We start from the raw sequence: 17,754 nt of genomic DNA, 5'->3' as shown, positions 1-17,754 counted from the left end.
AACCTGCATCGCAATCCAGAACCGACCGGAGACATCATGAGTGCACTGCCCCAGACCGCCAACGCCGTTCCGACCGTCCCGCTGCTGATCAACGGCGAGTGGGTGGAATCGTCCGCCACGGAATTCCGCCAGGTGGTCAACCCCGCCACGCAAGAGGTCCTGGCGCGCGTGCCGCTGGCCACCGCCAGCGAAGTCGCCGCGGCCGTGGCTTCGGCGCAGCGCGCCTTTGCCACCTGGCGCCATACGCCGATTGGCGCGCGCCTGCGCATCATGCTGCGCTACCAGGCACTCATCCGCGAACACAGCAAGCGCATCGCCGCCATCCTCACGGCCGAACAGGGCAAGACCCTGGCCGATGCCGAAGGCGACATCTTCCGCGGCCTGGAAGTGGTCGAGCACGCGTGCTCCATCGGCACGCTGCAGCAAGGCGGCTTTGCCGAGAACGTGGCAGCCACGGTCGATACCTATACCCTGCAGCAGCCGATCGGCGTGTGCGCCGGCATTACGCCGTTCAACTTCCCGGCCATGATCCCGCTGTGGATGTTCCCGATGGCTATCGTCTGCGGCAACACCTTCGTGCTCAAGCCGTCGGAGCAGGATCCGCTGTCGACCATGGAGCTGGTGAAACTGGCCGTGGAAGCCGGTGTGCCGCCTGGCGTGCTGAACGTTGTACAAGGCGCCAAGGACGTGGTCGACGCGCTGTGCACGCACCCGGATATCAAGGCCGTGTCCTTCGTCGGCTCGACCGCGGTCGGCACCCATGTCTACAACCTGGCCGGTGCCCATGGCAAACGCGTGCAATCGATGATGGGCGCCAAGAACCATGCCGTGGTGCTGCCCGACGCGCACAAGGAGCAAACCCTGAACGCGCTGGCAGGCGCGGGCTTTGGCGCTGCCGGCCAGCGCTGCATGGCGACCTCGGTCATCGTTCTGGTCGGAGCCGCGCGCGAATGGGTGCCTGAACTCGTGGCCAAGGCGAAGACGCTCAAGGTGGGCGCCGGCGCGGAAGCGGGCACCGATGTCGGCCCGGTCGTTTCGGTCGCGGCAAAGGAACGCGTCCTCGGCCTGATCGCCTCCGGCGAGAAGGAAGGTGCCACGCTGGTGCTCGACGGCCGCAACGTCGAAGTGCCGGGCTACCCGCAAGGCAATTTCATCGGCCCGACCATCTTCACGGATGTGACGACCGACATGTCGGTCTACACCAACGAGATCTTCGGCCCGGTGCTGGTGGTCGTCGGCGTAGAGACACTGGACGAGGCCATTGCACTGGTCAACCGCAATCCGTTTGGCAACGGCACTGGCGTGTTCACGCAGAGCGGCGCCGCTGCCCGCAAGTTCCAGAGCGAGATCGATGTCGGCCAGGTGGGCATCAACATTCCGATCCCGGTACCCGTGCCCTACTTCAGCTTCACCGGCTCGCGCGGTTCCAAGCTCGGCGACCTGGGTCCTTACGGCAAGCAGGTGGTGCAGTTCTACACCCAGACCAAGACCGTGACCGCGCGCTGGTTCGACGATGCCACGGTGAATGATGGCGTGAACACGACCATCAGCCTCAAGTAAGCACGCTACGTACCGACCCGCCAGACAATATCCAGGAGACCCGACATGCATATCGCCTTCATCGGCCTCGGCAACATGGGCGCCCCCATGGCGCGCAACCTGCTCAAGGCCGGCCACACGCTGACCGTGTTCGACCTCAACGCGGCTACCGTGGCATCGCTGTGCGCCGAAGGCGCGGCCTCGGCCGATTCCGCGCGCAAGGCGGTGTCGGAGGCCGACTTCGTCATCACCATGCTGCCCGCGGCCGCGCATGTCCGCACGGCCTATCTCGGTGAGGACGGCGTGCTGGCGGGTGTGCGCCCCGGCGTGCCGCTGGTCGATTCCAGCACCATCGACCCGGCCACCGTGCGCGAACTGGCCGCTGCCGCCGCCGCGCATGGCAATCCGCTGGCCGATGCTCCGGTGTCGGGCGGCACTGGCGGCGCGCAGGCCGGCACGCTGACCTTTATGGTCGGCGCCACGCCGGGGCTGTTCGAGCAGGTCAAGCCCGTGCTCGCCAATATGGGCCGCAACCTGGTCCATTGCGGCGACACCGGCACCGGGCAGGTCGCCAAGATCTGCAACAACCTGATCCTCGGGATCTCGATGATCGGCGTGTCCGAAGCCATGGCGCTCGGCGTGCGGCTGGGCATCGACGCCAACGTGCTGGCCGGCATCGTCAATACCTCGACGGGCCGCTGCTGGTCGTCGGACACCTACAACCCGTATCCGGGCGTGATCGAAACCGCGCCGTCCTCGCGCGGCTACACGGGCGGCTTCGGCGCCGACCTGATGCTCAAGGACCTCGGCCTGGCCGCCGATGCCGCGCGCAGTGTGAAGCAGCCACTGTTCCTCGGCGCGCTGGCACAGCAGCTTTATCAAGCCATGAGCCAGGCCGGCGACGGTCAGCTCGATTTCTCCGGGGTGATCCGGCAATACCAGCCCAGGACCGAAGCCTGACGGAAGCCCGCCATGATCGAATTCACCCTGGACGGGCACATCGCCCGCCTCACGCTTAGCCGCCCGCCGGCCAATGCCTTCACCGCCGAGGGACTCCAGCAATTGCAGGATCTCGTGGCAAGGATTGACGCCGACCCGGAAGTCCGCGCCGTCGTCATCACCGGCAGCGGAGACCGCTTCTTCAGTGCCGGCGCGGATCTGAACGGCTTCGCCGATGGCGATCGCGCCCATGCACGTGTGATGGCGCAGCGCTTCGGCACGGCGTTCGAAGCGCTGCAGAATGCGCGGCCGCTCGTGATCGCCGCGATCAACGGTTACGCCATGGGCGGCGGCCTGGAATGCGCGCTCGCCTGCGATGTGCGCATTGCCGAAGAGCAGGCCCAGATGGCCCTGCCTGAAGCCGCCGTGGGCCTGTTGCCATGCGGCTGCGGCACGCAGACCCTGCCGTGGCTGGTTGGCGAAGGCTGGGCCAAGCGCATGATCCTGACCAACGAGCGCGTGGATGCCGCCACGGCGCTGCGCATCGGCCTGGTAGAGGAGGTCGTGCCGCGCGGCAAGGCGCTGGACGTCGCGCTGGCCATGGCCGGACGCGCCTGCGCCGTGAGCCCGCGCGCGGCGGCCTACAGCAAGCAGCTCGTGCATCTGGCGCGCCAGGGTGTGCCGCGCCAGGCCGCACTCGCGGTTGAACGCGAGCGCTTTGTCGACCTGTTCGCGGGCGAGGACCAGCGTGAAGGCGTCAATGCCTTTCTGCAGAAACGCACGCCGCAATGGCGCAACGGCTAGGAGCCCACATGCGACTGACACCGGAAAGCACGCCCGCCAACCCGTCCGCCGGCGCCGAGCCCGAAGTCCTGTTCGAGGTCATCAACCGCGTCGGCCTGGTCACGCTGAACCGGCCGCGCCAGCTTAATGCGTTGTCCTACCCGATGATCACGATGCTGTCCGCGCAACTCGATGCGTGGGCTGCACAGGACGATATCGAAGCCATCGTGATGCGCGGCGCCGGGCCCAAGGCCTTCTGCGCGGGCGGAGATATCCGCGCGCTGTACGACAGCCATCGCGACGGCACGCCGCTGCAGCGCGAGTTCTTCATCGACGAATACCAGCTCGACTACCGTCTGCACCGCTATCCCAAGCCGGTGGTGGCGTTGATGGACGGCATCGTCATGGGCGGCGGCATGGGCCTGTCGCAGGCCGCGCACCTGCGCATCGTCACCGAACGCTCGCGCGTGGCCATGCCGGAAACCGGCATCGGGCTCGTGCCCGACGTCGGCGCGAGCCACTTCCTGTCGAAGATGCCGGTCCAGTTGGCGCTCTATCTTGGCCTGTCCGGCGTGACCCTTGGCGCCGAGGATGCCTTGCTGTGCGGGCTGGCCGATGTCGCGGTCAACAGCACGACGCTGGCCAGTCTCGAAGAGACGCTCGCAGCCGTTCGCTGGACTGGCCAGCCGCTGGACGACCTGCGCCGTGCGCTGGTACGCGAGCCGATCTGCAGCGCGGCGGACGCACCGCTGCTCGAAGTGCTGCCGGCCCTGCTGCGGCATTTCCCGGCCGATGCGGGGCTCCCCGAGATCATCGCCAGCCTGGCCTGCCAGGACGATCCACGCTACGCCGAATGGGCCGCCCGCACGGCGGACATCTTGCGCAAGCGCTCGCCGCTGGCGGCGTGCGCCACACGTGAGCTGCTGCTGCGCGGCCGCCGGCTCGACCTGGCCGACTGCTTCCGCATGGAGCTGGCGGTGGTGGTGCAGTCATTCACGCGCGGGGATTTCATCGAGGGCGTGCGCGCGCTGATTGTCGACAAGGACAACGCGCCGCGCTGGCGCCTGAGCAGCTACGACGCTGTGAGCAATGACGACGTCCACGCATTGTTCCGGCCTTGGTGGATGCCTGCCGAAGAACCACTACTCTTCAAAAGCTGCTGAAGCAACCGGGTCTTTAACATGTAGCAGCGAGCATCCTAGCATTCCAAGGCGTGCAAGTGTCTTCCGCGCGATCACACATGCGGGGCTTTGCTGCGTTCGGAACGAAGATGTAAATGGGAGCATATCAGTGCGCGACGCTTGCCACGCAATTGAACACGGTACACAAGAAACACGTCGACCACACAATAAGATCCACTTTCCTTCCGGCACGATCCAGTCTCAACTCAGCAAGATTCTGGAAGATATTCACGCACTGAGTCGTAGGGCCCAGCGCACAGCACACGCTAACGCGAGACGTTTCACGGGCACCTATGAGAAACACCTTGCAGCGCTGCTGGATGAGTGGATTGCGCAAGAACGCGGACGTACACAGCTGGTTTGCATTGCTTGCGCAGCTGAACTTGGCGCGCTTAAGTACCGCCACCTGGTTTTAGGAAGTCACGCCATTGCCAAGATCGACGATCGCGCTCTAAGAGCGCTATATTGGTCTGTCTCGAAAAGGTGGGGGCGAACAGTCAAGTTTCCTAGCGGAACAGCGAGGGCCGAAATTGATCCTCCACAAGCCGCCACTTCCCTCACTAAGCCATGTGTCGCGTGCTGCGAATTGGCGCGTGATAACCGACGCTCTTTCCCTCATCAAAAACTCAAGAGTTCTGAGGTGTTTGCTCTTCGGGAAGATGCCGCACCGCCTTCCGTTTCCAACTTTTACTGCACAGGTTGCAGTACTCGTTGGATTCGGCGCATGGGGAAATTTGACCTATTTGCAGCCTGGACAATCTCAGGTTGATTGCGGCGGCTAACGCAGAAGCCGCTAATCCACTGATTTAAAACGACTTGTGATAAGGCCCGGAGGGAACGCTCTTACTACACTTCACGGTTGCAGCACAGGCTGACCACACCTACACGGCGAACATCGACGGATTCGCCCCAGGTACTCAGGGAGCCATACAGAGATTTGCGCACCCGCTGCCGCTAGCTGGTAGCCACTCCTGTTTCGCCGGTAAAGCGTTCACCGGCGAACCAAGAACCATCGCCTCAGGTACGGATGCTTTGGGGTATGTAGAGGGCACAACTCTCCGTGAAATCGAGTAGCCCTTCGCGTCCAAACTGCCTCCCAAGGCCCGATTGCTTTGCTCCGCCGAACGGCACCACCGGGTCAACGCCCACGTGACGGTTTATCCAAATGGTCCCGGCAACCAAGCGGCGTGCTATCTTTTCTGCTTCAGGAACACTCTCCCCCCAGATCGACGCGCAAAGACCGAGACTCCCTGCGTTAGCCCGTGCGATGACCTCCTCGTCTGTGCGGAACGACAGGATGGGCAGCACCGGACCGAAGGTCTCCTTTTCAACGAGTACTGACCCTTCTGTCAGGCCAGTAACGATGGTCGGCTCGATAAAGTATCCCGGACCGTCGAAGGCTTTCCCGCCGGCCAGGACCCTAGCTTCCGGGTCAGCCCGAACCTCATCCAGCACAGCCTTGACTGACTCGAACTGAGCGCGATTCTGCACCGGCCCGAGTTCGGTAGCCCACTCGAACCCTTCGCCTACCCGCGCGTTCGAAGCCAACTCGGCCATCCGCTGTGCCAAGCGGTCATGCAAAGTCTCATGTACGTACAATCGCTTGATTGCCATGCATACCTGTCCGCTGTTCACGAACGCTGCTGCAAATAGCGCCGGCGCAATCCGCTCGACATTCGCATCCTCCCGGATTATGCACGGGTCGTTGCCACCAAGCTCAAGCGTCAGTCGCTTCAGAGTGCCTGCCGCTGTAGCCATAACCCGCTTGCCCGTTGCAACAGACCCGGTAAGCGTGATTTTGTCAACGTCGGGATGGGTGCAGATTGCCTCTCCTAGCTCGTTTCCACCGTTCACGATGTTTAGCACGCCTGGCGGGAAGACGTCCGCGGCATATTCCCCGAGGCGCAGGGTCGCCAGCGGCGTGTACTGCGACGGCTTGAGAACAATTGCATTTCCCGTGTAAAGGGCGTGAGTAATCTTCGGAATGGCCAAACCAAGTGGCACGTTCCAAGGCGCGATGGCCCCGACTACCCCAAGCGGCCGATGTCGCAGGACAACACGATAGGATTCGTCCTCACGCAATACCTCGTCGCCAATATCGATTGTCAGCATCGCCTCGAGCAGCGACGCGGCACGTGTGACTTCGACACGTGTCTGCGCCGTTGGACGGCCTTGCTCGAGGGTAAGCAGTGCGGCAAATTCATCCGCATGTTCTCGCAGCACCACAGCAATTTTTCGAAGGTGATCCCCTCGCTCCTCTAGCGAAGTGGCTGCCCATCCTGGCTGCGCTCTCCTAGCGGCAGCAACTGCAGCATCCAGTTGGGACAGCGATGCAACTGGCGCAATTGCGCATTTCTGGGCAGTCGCCGGGTTGATGACATCAATGCTGCCTGTGCCATTGGCTAGCCTGCCGTCGATGAGTAGGGAAACGGGTTTCTCTAGCAGGTAGCCAGAAACTGCCTCTGCGGATTCATAGGTCATGGGCATATCCTTTGCGATCATCATTGACCAACAATCGCAAGCACGCGGCCGGCGATGTGACCGCGAGCGAGGTCGTCCAACGCAACATTCACTTGCGACATCGGGCGCCTCTGCAGTTGGACCGGCGAAGCGATTCCCTGCTCAGCCATCAAAGTCAGCAGAGCTTTCATCTCATCAAGGGAGCCCACATAGGAACCTCTTAGCGTCACGTTGCGCATCGGCAAGAGGGCTGTCGACACGGAGAGTGCCCCGCCAAACAATCCGACAACGATGACTGACCCGCCTCGTGTGACGCTGTCCAGCGCAATTCCTGTCGTCTGGGCAGAGCCGACAAAATCGATCACCGCGCGAATGCCATTCGGCGAGGCCTGGCGCAACGCAAGTACCGCATCGTCGGAGCGCAAGTTAACGACATCAGCTGCACCCGCTTTGGCCGCATGCTCCAGCTTCGCATCGTCAATGTCCGCGACGACGACTCGCGCCGCGGTAACAGCGGAGGCCAGGCCCAGCGCTGCCAGACCGAGTCCTCCGGCACCAATAAGCACCAGGGTGTCCTCCTGCCGCAGCTGAGGCAGCTTTCGTAGTGCGCTAAAAGAAGTCAGCCCGGAACATGCGCAAGTTGCTGCCAGGAGCGGGTCGAGTGTCCCATAATCAAGCAGATACCGCTCATGGGGCACCAAGACATAGTCGGAGTATCCGCCAGGCTTCCTGGTACCGAGCGCCCGCCCCCTCTCACAGTCCACCTCACGGTCGGTGCGGCAGTTCAGACAATCACCGCATCCGTGCCATGGGTAGACGACGCAACGCGTACCGCGCGCGATGCTTGCATCGGGGCCGATTTCGTCGACAGTACCGACAATCTCATGTCCCATAGTGAACGGTAGCTTGACGCCCACGCTGCCGAAGTCGATACGCTTTCCGTTCCCGAGGTCTAGCGCGCCTTCGCGAATATGCAGGTCACTATGGCAGACCCCGCATGCTTCAACCTTCACTCGTACCTCGCTTCCTGTGGGCCACGGTGTTTCACGCAAGACCTCTTGGAGCGGCTTCCCCCACTCGACGATGTCGTAGCTTCTCATATGCATGTCCCTTACTGCGCAGGCTGTTTGGACTGTTCAGTAGTCAGCATCTCGTCGAGCATGCGGCGCACTTTAAGGAGGGTGCCGTCTGCGGCGATGGCAATCATCGGGGCTTTCGGCCTAGCGGAGATCACGGTTTGCTGAGCTTCAATGATTTCCCTGTCCTCTTCGAAGGCATTCATTACCTGCTGAGTGAGTTTTCGGGTAAGGTCGCCCTCGGTGGAGGCGAAATCGTTGTGCGCAGTCGCCCAGAAGTAGTGCGTCGTGTTCTCGTCGCACGGTGTTAGCGCGATGAACGTATGGAGCTTGATTGTCGTCAGGTCTTCGCTCTCATACCCGTCGCCAACTGGAGCAATCACCGAATCCTGAACGAACAAGTTGCCGCGGATGTACCACGCGTAATAGTTGAAGCGGTCGACGGCTTCAGGCAACTGGCCTAGCTGGCGAGCAAATGCCGGGGGCGAACTGTTGAGCGTGGTGAAGCGAACGGAGACGCTCTCTTCACTGAATTCCGTCTCAGGCCGAATGTTGCCCTGCTTTCGGGTACCGATCGACTTGTTGTGGACAAAGCCCAGGTGGGAGAAATCCAGGAGGTTATCAACAATCAGTTGTACGCCCGACGCATAGCGAATGTAGCCGCCTTCTTCGACGCTCCAGCCGGGGTTATCGTGCCAATGGACGCGGCGAATCTCGTACGGATTTGCCTCTTCTGCGGGCCCCATCCAGATCCAGACGAGGTTGTCCCGAATCTCGACAGGATAGCTGCGGACGCGCAGTTTATCGGAGAGTCGCTCTTGTCCTGGCACTTCGACACATCGACCAGTGCAGTCGAACAGCAAGCCGTGATACATGCAGCGAAGTTGGTCGCCTTCCTGTTGCCCTTTCGATAGAGGTGCCGCCCGGTGGCAGCATCTGTCTTCCAGCGCGACAAGCTTCCCATCTCCGAGACGGTAGAAGACGATGTCTTGCCCGAGGAGTCGTCGCGACAGAAGCTTGCTGTCGCCAGGAAATTCCGCGTCCCATCCCGCCACATACCAGGCGCTCTTGAGGTACATAGAGTAAGTCTCCTTGTTGAGCACCGCAGCATATGAAGCCTTGCGAGCGCTCTTTTGTTGAGGGTCAACTCACTCTATGTCCCGCGCAAAGAGTTGTCTGCCACCCGACCGGGTGACAACCCGCTAGCTAACTAACCAGCCTGCGCGCGTCCTTCTGGACTGGTAGCCAAGTTGCCCAGCACTCAAGGTACGTAACCACGAGCTCCCGCTGCGAAGCAATGCCGAGCCGTTGATAGGCCCGCTTTACATAGCTCTTCACCGTGTCGACGCTTACCCTCAGGTCCTGGGCAATCGCAGGGATGGAGTGACCGAAAACGATGCGTGCACAAACCTCGCATTCCCGAGCGGGCATAGCCGTCTGCGCGTCAAAGCACTCTTCGGCAAAAGCCAGCGACTTAAACGCGTTGGCGGGGCGACTGCGGGTTGCCAACGAAGCAAAATGGCGGTCGATAAGTGCCATGATGACCGGACTGGCGGCCACCAACGCGTCGACGTCACTGAACTGGAAGGGTGCGCTTCTTCGCCACCGCAGCAAGCTCATCGCGAAGACGCCGAATTTTCCCTTATGGCAAATTAGCAGCCTGTCCACGAGATGCGTGTAGACCAAATCGCGCAGACGCCCATCCGAGATATCACTTCGCGCAAGTCTGGTGTGGGTGAAGGCTGCTGATGTCAGTTGATGGCAAGCCTGAAGCAGTGACGGGTCAGTTGCCCAAAGGTTATCGTGTGTGTAGGAGTCGATGCGCGCAGCCGATTCAAAGCGATTCGGATCGCTCAACGCAACGACATCGACGCCATCTTCGGCCACGCGATAGCATGCACAAAAATCTACTTCGCAAATGCTGTCGACGAACGTCTCGATCTCTACACCAAACTTGTCGGTTCCAATGGCCATAATGGCGTTGGCAGTGCACTCCTCTGAAACCGGCTTCTGTTCCATTGTCATTGCTCTCCAAAGCTCGCGATCGCATCACCGCTCCATTGCGCCGCAATGTTGCCGAAAAGGGACTTCTGGCCGCAATCGGGAGCATTGTTACCAACCGGTCCTCAAAGCCCGGTGGCGCGCCCGCCCCCACGAAGGCTCTACTCCGCTCTCTTGGCAAGCCGAGCTCCTGCCACGCCGGCGCACAGTGACGACATGAGCATGAGTGCAGCCACGATTGCCATGCCCATCGGCAGGCTGTGGAAGTACCCTTGCATTTTGCCGATGTACATGGGCGCGAGCCAGCCGCCAAAGAGCGCGCCAAAGGAACTGATTAGTGCGATGGCCGCCGGGCGGACTTGCGTAGCCAAGTAGGTCTGAGGAATGGACCAGAAGATGGCGAGAGAAGAGTACACACCGATATTTGCCAACATGAAACCGATGAGCGCGGTGGCAGCGTTTCGCGACACCGCAACCAGGCCGAACCCAAGGGCTGCAATCAACATGCAGGCGACGGTGTGCCACACACGCTCTTTCCTATTGTCGGAGTGACGCGACAGAAAGGTCATCCCGACTACGCCAGCGAGCGGAGGCACCGCTGCAACGAAGCCGATCACCGATAGCGCAACGCCGTGCCCATGCATGATTTGCGGCAGCCAGATCCCTAGCGTCGCGTTACCGCAAAAGATTCCGATGTAGCCAATGGCGAGAATCCAAAGCACCGGACGGCGCAGCAAATCGCCCAACTTCCCGGACTTTTGGTGCTGAACAGTCCCCTCGCGTTCGATTTGAGCCTCGAGCCATTCACGTTCCGAGGCGCTCATCCATTTTGCCTGGTGAGGCCTGTCGGTGAGATAGAAGATGCCAATCACGCCCAGCAATACGGCCGGCAAGCCCTCGAGCACAAACAACCATTTCCATCCTGGCACGCCCATGACACCGTCGAGTTGAAGGATGGCACCGGACACAAGTGAGGCAAGGATGTATGCCGAGGGGACGGCGTACGTGAAGGCAGCGTTGTACCGAGCGCGGTAGCTCTGCGGAATCCAGTAGCTCAAAAACAGGAAGACACCCGGCGTGAGTCCTGCTTCGGCCATGCCAAGTAGGCCTCTTACGAGGTAGAAGCTGTGTGGCCCCGTCACAAACGCCCCCGGCGTCAGAATAGTTGTCGGTTCCATTTCCCAGGCGGATGATCCGCATTGGAACGACAAGAGAAAATGCAGAGATTGAGAAGAACACCTGAATTCAAAGAGCAGGCATTGAGCAAAGCCAGGCAGCGCGGAACGCGTACGCTGGCAGCCATTGCGGCAGAGTTGAACATGCCGCTGCACACCCTCAAGGGTTGGCTCAAGGAGCCGCGCAAAGGCATAGCTGAAGTTGCGATGCCTAGCAGCCTTCCCGAGAGCCTGCCGGCCCGCCAATGGAGCGCCGCCGAGCGGCTGTTGGCCCTGCAGGAGAGTCATGGCCTCAGCGGTGAGGCGCTGCACGCCTGGTGCCGCGAGAAGGGGCTGTTTGAGCACCAACTGACGGCGTGGCGCGAAGCCTTTTGCGGCAGCCCCGCCCCCGAGACACTGCAAGAGCGGCGCGAAGCCAAGGCAGAGCTTAAGGCCCTGCAAGACAAGCACGAGGTGTTGCAGCGCGAATTGCGGCGTAAGGAACGCGCCCTGGCTGAGGCGGCAGCGCTGCTGGTATTGCAAAAAAAGTTCCAAGCGCTGTTGGGGGACGAGGATTAATGACCTGTGCCCAACAGCGCCAAACTCTGATGACCTTGATTGATGAAGCCTGCGCCGCCGGTGCGAGGCTGGAGCCGGCGTGCGCCCAGATTGGCTTGTCCGCGCGGACCATGCAGCGCTGGCGGCGTCCTGAAGGGCGGGTCGGGGATCGCCGTGTGAAGGGCCTGCACGAACGGGCGGACCCGGCCAACAAGCTCAGCGAAGCCGAGCGCAAGGCGGCCATGGCGGTGCTCAACGGCGACGAGTTCAAGAACCTGCCACCGAGCCAGATCGTGCCTCGTCTGGCCGATCAGGGGCGCTATATCGCCAGCGAATCGACGCTGTACAGGCTGCTGCGTCAGGCCGGCCAGATGCACCATCGCCGGCCGGAGCGTGCGCCGCAAAAGCGCAGCAGGCCGCGGGCGCTGACAGCGACACGACCCAACCAGGTCTTTTGCTGGGACATCACGTATTTGCCCACGTGCGTGCGTGGCATCCACTTCTATCTGTACTTGTTCGTCGACCTCTTCAGCCGCAAGATCGTAGGCTGGCAGGTGTTCGACAGCGAAAGCGCGGAGCAAGCGGCGGGGTTGCTGCAGGACATCTGTGCCAGACAGGGCATCGCCGCAGGGCAACTCGTGGTGCACTCGGACAACGGCTCCCCGATGAAGGGCGAGACGATGCTGGCGACCATGCAGCGCCTGGGCGTGGCGCCCAGCCGCAGCCGCCCCTCGGTGAGCAATGACAATCCCCATTCGGAAGCCCTGTTCCGCACGCTGAAGTACCGCCCGGAACTGCCCGTCAAACCATTCGAGAACCTGCTGCAAGCGCGTCGTTGGGCCACCGCACTCGTGCGTTGGTACAACGAGGAGCATCGTCATAGCGCCATCGGTTTCGTGACGCCCAATCAACGCCATGCGGGGCAAGACGTGGCCCTGCTCGCCAATCGGGCCGTCGTCTACGAACTGGCACGCCGAGCCAATCCACGGCGCTGGTCAAAGCAGACCCGTGACTGGAGCTATGTCGATCAGGTCAACCTGAATCCAGAAACGCCAAACAAGGAGGCCGACGCCTTCAAAGAAGCCGCTTGATTCAATACCCTCACGCGACAACTACGTTGACAGCCGCCGAACGCCATCGACATCGTGACCAAGCCGAACAGCATCGCGATGCGCGTCAACGTGAGGCGCGCCCCGTACTTGGCAAGTGCCAGATTACTGGGGACCTCGAAAAGTGAGTATCCAAGGAACAGGATGCCAACGCCGATTCCATACATCTGTGGCGTAAGTCCAAGGTCCTTGTTCATGGAAAACGATGCGAACCCGAGATTGCCGCGGTCTAGAACCGAGACGACATAGAGCGCGATCACGTACCACATCAAGCGCCGCCCGACCTTTCTGACTATGGCATCGCCTGAGGCTTTATCGACACTTGGATTGCTTACAGCCTCTAGTGAGGCGCGGATGGGGGGCGACGACACTTCCATTTTGTCTCCGAACTTCTTTTGGTGGGACCACTTTGGTCCTGTCACTATATGAAAACTGCCGCCTTGAGCGATACCCGGGTAATCCCGTAAACCTTTCTGATGTCGATAAAACATCACAATTCTAATGTCAATCTCGTAATGGCACAGAGGATGGTTAGTACCAAGCTTGCGTATCACGCACCCTTCCTCAGGGTTTCTACCAATTTCTGTCAGCCTTTCTCCGTCTAGAATTGGTCCCACCAGATTGGACTACCAAAAAAGGACCTGACAATGCTTTCTCGCGAAGACAACGAACTGCTGGTGCGCGTCGGCCCGGGGACGGCCATGGGCACCCTGATGCGGCTGTACTGGATTCCGTTCCTCAAGGCATCGGAGGTGACTGCTGGCGGTCAGCCATATCGCGTGAAGCTACTTGGCGAAGACCTGGTCGCATTCCGTGACAACAGTGGAAACGTCGGGCTGGTGGACCACGCGTGTCCCCACCGCGGGGCGCCGATGGTCTTTGGCCGCAACGAAAATGACGGCTTGCGGTGCGTGTATCACGGCTGGAAGTTCAAAGTCAGCGGCCAGTGCGAGGAAATGCCTTGCGAGCCTGCTGACAGTCCGATGTGCAAGCGCATGAAAATCAAGGCCTACCCCGTCAAGGAACGCAACGGCGTTCTGTGGGCTTACATGGGCCCCGACGCTGACAAGGCGCCGGACCTTCCTGAAGTGGAATGGAACATGGTGCCGGAGGAGCAAGTCGCCATTTCCATGCGTGTTCAGGAATGCAACTGGCTGCAAGCGCTAGAAGGCGAAATTGACTCTGCGCACGCTGCGATTCTCCACGGCCGTGTTGGCGAAGGCGGTGTCATCAACCAGTGGCGCCAAGCCCAAGACTTGAGCCCGACGTTCGAATGCGTGCAGCACGACGCTGGCGTCAGCATCGGTGCGCGTCGCAAAACGGCCGATGGCGACAACTATGTGCGCGTCAACCAGTTTCTGATGCCCTTCTGGACGCTGGTACCGCCGCAGTCCCAGTACCCTGAACTGAGCGGCCACGCATGGGTGCCCATCGATGACGAACACACGCTCTGCCTGATGTTCTCCTACCACCCGGCGAAGCCGTTCTATGAGCGCACCCGCAAGCTCTTCAAGGAAGGACACAACGGCCGTGAGACTGGCCACCATTCGGACGGTGCATTCGAGAAGCGGCCGGTAACGGAGCCGTATCACACGTACTGGAGCCAGTACAACCGTAGCAACGCCTATCAGTTCGACTACAAGTCTCAGGTGGATAAGTACAACTCCGGGATGCCAGGTCTGTGGATTCAAGACGCGGCATGCCAGTCTGGCACGACGCCCATCCTGGACCGCAGCAAGGAACATCTTGGAACCAGCGACACCGGTGTTGCCCGAATGCGCCGCGTCCTCCTGGAAGCAGTGAAAAAGCTGGCGGCGTCTGGCGAGCGTCCGCCGTCGAGCAATGCACCTGGCGCATTTCGCTGGCGAGCTGTATCGCTGACCATCCCTCTGGGCGGCGACTGGATGAAGCTTGGCGAAGAAGCAATGCGTGCAGAGCCGGGCAAGGACTTTGGCTACACGCCCTGATCTTAGTACTGGAAATGAGCATGAACACCTCGCTGATTGAAGTTCGCCTGAAGCGAATCACCTTCGAAGCAGAGCGAATCTCTTCGTTCGATTTCGTTTCCGCCGACGGGAAGCCCCTGCCGGGCTTCCACCCCGGCGCGCACATTGACCTGCATCTCCAACCGGGAATGATTCGCAGCTATTCCCTGGCCAATGCGGCGTCGGCAGACCCTGCGCATTACCGGGTCGCCGTCCAGCGCGAACCCGACGGTCGAGGTGGCTCACGTTGGGCCCATGACAAGCTGCGCGTGGGAGACAAATTGTGGGCTACGCCGCCCGCGAACGACTTCCCACTCGATGAGTGTGCGTCCAGCGTCGTATTCTTCGTGGGTGGCATCGGGATTACGCCAGTTCTCCCGATGATTCGCCGGTTGGACGCTCTTGGGCGCGAGTGGAAGCTGATGTACGCCAGCCGCTCGCCTGGCGAAACTGCCTTCGCCGAGGAGCTTCAGCGCCTTGACGCAGACCGCGGCCGTGTGTGCCATTTCCACGACTCCGAATCCGGTCAGCGCCTGGATATTGGCGCCGTTGTGGCAGCCCTGTCTGCTTCGACGCACGTTTACTGCTGTGGTCCGACTCGCATGATTGACGACTTTCTGGCCGTCACGCAGGCGCGAGATCCCGCCACGGTTCACTACGAGCGGTTTTCCGCGACGCAGCAGGCTGCCACAGAGGGCGGCTTCGATGTGGTTCTGCACAAGAGCGGTACGAAGTACCGCGTGGAGCCCGGCAAGACCATTCTCGACGTGCTGTTGGATAATAACGTTGCAGTGCCCTATTCCTGCTGCAATGGCGTCTGTGGAAGCTGCCGGACCGGAATCATTGACGGCCAGGCCGACCATCGGGACGACTTCCTGAGCGACGAAGAGAAGCAGGCCAACCAGGCAATCATGGTTTGCTGCTCCGGCGCGCGCTCGAAGACATTGGTGCTTGACCTTTGACGGCGGAAGACAGGGCCAAAAAACGGCCAATGGAAAGCAAATCATGAACTTCGCACAAGAAGGCACCGCTGAACCGCGCGCTAGCGCCGGCAACAACGTCATTGCCGGCATTCTCGCGTACCTGCAAGACCGGCGCCTGCAGCCAGGCGATCGCTTGCCATCCGAGCGCGACCTGGCCGAGCGATTGGGCGTAGGCCGAAATGCTGTTCGAGAAGCGCTTTCGACGCTTGTCACGCTCCGCGTGGTGGAGTCGCGTCCGAATTCCGGAATTTATCTGCGCCACATGTCTCGCGAGAGCAGCTTCGAAGCGCTCGTGCTGCTGACCGATATCGGGGCGACCCCCACCCCGACAGAGGTCACGGAGACGATGGAAGTGCGAGCTCACCTTGAATTGCTCGCCGTCAGCTTGGCTTGCCAACGTCGCACCGATGAGGACCTGGCCCGAATGGAAGCCATCCTCGCCAGGACCGACGAAACGCTTGAGGCTGGCGGAAACATCGCAGAGATGGATACGGACTTCCATATCGCTGTGGTCGACGCCGCGCACAACTCGGTGCTCGTTCGGACGCTGAACGCCTTCTATCGGTTTACAGCCCGCCGCAGGGCCGTGCTGTTCCAAGACCGTACCCAAGGTCTGGCATCGGCACGCGAGCATAGGCAGATGCTCGAACACATCCGGAGCCGCGACATTTCAAAAGCAGAACGCCTGATCCTGCAGCACATGGACCGAGCGACCACGTACTGGTCCAGCTACCTGGAAACCTGACCTAACAGGCCGCTGAAATACCTCCAGCGGAAGTCAGCGCGACGACGAGCCGAGGCGTTGATTTGAGGACCCCATCCAACCCTATATTCATGCGCGGCGCAGACACGTTCACCGAGAGTTTGTTCACGATGCGGAGGCTGGAGGATTTCGTGCCGAAGTCCCATCCGCTACGCTCGATCCGCACCATGGCCAATCAGGCGCTGGTGAAGATGGACCGGTTGTTCGCGCAGATGTACGAGGCCGATATCAAGGGTGGCCGCCCCAGCATCGCGCCGGAGAAGTTGCTGCGTGCCATGCTGCTGCAGGTGCTCTACAGCATTCGCTCTGAGCGTCAGCTCATGGAGCAGACGCAGTACAACCTGCTGTTTCGCTGGTTCATCGGGCTGTCGATGGACGACCCAGTTTGGGTGCCCACGGTCTTCACCAAGAATCGCGAACGTCTGATCAAGCATGATGCGGTGATCAAGTTTTTCAACGAGGTGTTGGCCATCGCGCAGAAGAAGAACTGGCTGTCGGGTGAGCACTTCAGCGTGGACGGCACGCTGATTCAGGCTTGGGCAGGCCACAAGAGCTTCGTGCGCAAGGATGGCAGCGACAAGGACGACGACGACGGCGGCAACTTCAAGGGGCGCAAGCGTAGCAATGAGACGCACGAGTCCAAGACCGATCCCGATGCCAAGCTCTACCGCAAGGGCAAGACAGCCAGCGAGCTGCGCTACATGGGTCATACCTTGAGCGACAACCGCCATGGCCTGGTGGTGAGCGCCATGGTGACCAATGCGGACGGGCACGCCGAGCGCGAGGCCGCAAAGGTCATGCTCAACGATGCCAGGCAGGTGATTGAAGACCAGAATGTGGAAGTCACCGTGGGCGCGGACAAGGGCTATGACGCGCACGAGTTCATTGAGGCTTGCCTGGAGATGAAGGTGACGCCGCATGTGGCACAAAACACCTCGGGGCGACGCTCTGCCGTTCCCGATGCCATTGCTTGCAGCGCCGGGTATGCGGTCTCGCAACAAAAGCGCAAGCTGATCGAACAGGGCTTTGGCTGGATCAAGACCGTGGGGCGCATGCGTCAGGTGATGGTGCGCGGCCTGAAGAAAGTCGATCAGATGTTTGTGCTGAGCATGGCCGCCTACAACCTCGTGCGCATGCGCTCGCTGGGACAATTCCGTCCGCAGTTGCAGTAATCGCGGTAATGAAGTCGGTAATGGGCGTCAAAACGCGGAAAAAGTCGATGC

General features: G+C 61.0%; 16 protein-coding genes. 10 read left to right on the top strand and 6 right to left on the bottom strand.

Annotated elements, in window-relative coordinates; genetic code table 11:
- Positions 1–36 precede the first annotated feature (36 nt).
- From AC3FKH_RS30490 to AC3FKH_RS30475, 4 genes are read left to right on the top strand one after another with little or no spacing between them, the layout of a single operon-like run.
- Complete coding sequence (locus AC3FKH_RS30490; RefSeq protein WP_488679417.1) at positions 37–1,560, top strand: CoA-acylating methylmalonate-semialdehyde dehydrogenase; 1,524 nt, start codon at positions 37–39, stop codon at positions 1,558–1,560.
- 45 nt (positions 1,561–1,605) lie between these two features.
- Positions 1,606–2,499 carry a 3-hydroxyisobutyrate dehydrogenase gene (gene mmsB / locus AC3FKH_RS30485; protein WP_488679416.1) on the top strand — a complete coding sequence of 298 codons (894 nt, stop codon included), beginning with the start codon at positions 1,606–1,608 and terminating at the stop codon, positions 2,497–2,499.
- A 12-nt stretch (positions 2,500–2,511) separates the two neighbouring features.
- Positions 2,512–3,282 carry an enoyl-CoA hydratase gene (locus AC3FKH_RS30480; RefSeq protein WP_488679415.1) on the top strand — a complete coding sequence of 257 codons (771 nt, stop codon included), beginning with the start codon at positions 2,512–2,514 and terminating at the stop codon, positions 3,280–3,282.
- Positions 3,283–3,290: 8 nt separating this feature from the next.
- Positions 3,291–4,424 carry an enoyl-CoA hydratase/isomerase family protein gene (locus AC3FKH_RS30475; protein ID WP_488679414.1) on the top strand — a complete coding sequence of 378 codons (1,134 nt, stop codon included), beginning with the start codon at positions 3,291–3,293 and terminating at the stop codon, positions 4,422–4,424.
- 1,035 nt (positions 4,425–5,459) lie between these two features.
- On the opposite strand, the gene AC3FKH_RS30470 is transcribed toward AC3FKH_RS30475, so the two are convergent.
- The 5 genes from AC3FKH_RS30470 to AC3FKH_RS30450 form a co-directional block, all read right to left on the bottom strand.
- The gene (locus AC3FKH_RS30470) at positions 5,460–6,923 is read right to left on the bottom strand and encodes an aldehyde dehydrogenase family protein (protein ID WP_488679413.1); all 1,464 of its coding nucleotides are present in this window, start codon (positions 6,921–6,923) and stop codon (positions 5,460–5,462) included.
- A gap of 20 nt (positions 6,924–6,943) precedes the next feature.
- Positions 6,944–8,002, bottom strand: a complete 1,059-nt coding sequence (locus AC3FKH_RS30465) for an alcohol dehydrogenase (protein ID WP_488679412.1) — start codon at positions 8,000–8,002, stop codon at positions 6,944–6,946.
- An 11-nt stretch (positions 8,003–8,013) separates the two neighbouring features.
- A complete protein-coding gene (locus tag AC3FKH_RS30460) occupies positions 8,014–9,057 on the bottom strand; it encodes a Rieske 2Fe-2S domain-containing protein (protein WP_488679411.1) in 1,044 nt (347 codons plus the stop codon).
- 127 nt (positions 9,058–9,184) lie between these two features.
- Positions 9,185–9,997 (bottom strand): helix-turn-helix transcriptional regulator, encoded by an 813-nt coding sequence (locus AC3FKH_RS30455; RefSeq protein ID WP_488679410.1) that lies wholly within the window; start codon positions 9,995–9,997, stop codon positions 9,185–9,187.
- Between the two features lie 143 nt (positions 9,998–10,140).
- Positions 10,141–11,157 (bottom strand): MFS transporter, encoded by a 1,017-nt coding sequence (locus tag AC3FKH_RS30450; RefSeq protein ID WP_488679409.1) that lies wholly within the window; start codon positions 11,155–11,157, stop codon positions 10,141–10,143.
- Between the two features lie 21 nt (positions 11,158–11,178).
- Here AC3FKH_RS30450 and AC3FKH_RS30445 point away from each other — a divergent pair, with 21 nt between their 5' ends.
- Both AC3FKH_RS30445 and AC3FKH_RS30440 read left to right on the top strand, forming a co-directional pair.
- Positions 11,179–11,712 (top strand): transposase, encoded by a 534-nt coding sequence (locus AC3FKH_RS30445; RefSeq protein ID WP_488679408.1) that lies wholly within the window; start codon positions 11,179–11,181, stop codon positions 11,710–11,712.
- Entirely contained in the window at positions 11,712–12,782 is a 1,071-nt protein-coding gene (locus AC3FKH_RS30440; protein ID WP_488679407.1) for an IS3 family transposase, read from the top strand. Before AC3FKH_RS30445 ends, AC3FKH_RS30440 begins: the two co-directional genes overlap by 1 nt.
- On the opposite strand, the gene AC3FKH_RS30435 is transcribed toward AC3FKH_RS30440, so the two are convergent.
- Complete coding sequence (locus AC3FKH_RS30435; protein ID WP_488679406.1) at positions 12,719–13,177, bottom strand: hypothetical protein; 459 nt, start codon at positions 13,175–13,177, stop codon at positions 12,719–12,721. The genes AC3FKH_RS30440 and AC3FKH_RS30435 overlap by 64 nt on opposite strands.
- 270 nt (positions 13,178–13,447) lie before the next feature.
- Between AC3FKH_RS30435 and AC3FKH_RS30430 the strand changes: the two genes are divergently transcribed.
- The 4 genes from AC3FKH_RS30430 (at position 13,448) to AC3FKH_RS30415 (ending at position 17,703) form a co-directional block, all read left to right on the top strand.
- A complete protein-coding gene (locus AC3FKH_RS30430; RefSeq protein WP_488679405.1) occupies positions 13,448–14,767 on the top strand; it encodes a Rieske 2Fe-2S domain-containing protein in 1,320 nt (439 codons plus the stop codon).
- A 20-nt stretch (positions 14,768–14,787) separates the two neighbouring features.
- Positions 14,788–15,747, top strand: coding sequence for a PDR/VanB family oxidoreductase (locus AC3FKH_RS30425; RefSeq protein ID WP_488679404.1), 960 nt, complete (start codon positions 14,788–14,790; stop codon positions 15,745–15,747).
- 43 nt (positions 15,748–15,790) lie between these two features.
- A complete protein-coding gene (locus AC3FKH_RS30420) occupies positions 15,791–16,513 on the top strand; it encodes a FadR/GntR family transcriptional regulator (protein ID WP_488679403.1) in 723 nt (240 codons plus the stop codon).
- An 89-nt stretch (positions 16,514–16,602) separates the two neighbouring features.
- Positions 16,603–17,703, top strand: coding sequence for an IS5 family transposase (locus tag AC3FKH_RS30415; protein WP_488679402.1), 1,101 nt, complete (start codon positions 16,603–16,605; stop codon positions 17,701–17,703).
- The last annotated feature ends 51 nt before the right edge of the window (positions 17,704–17,754 follow it).

It is taken from the genome of Cupriavidus sp. 21MJTG02-4 (assembly GCF_057798975.1).
The sequence above is the reverse complement of the archived record's forward strand: the minus strand, read 5'-3'. Positions and strand labels throughout refer to the sequence as shown.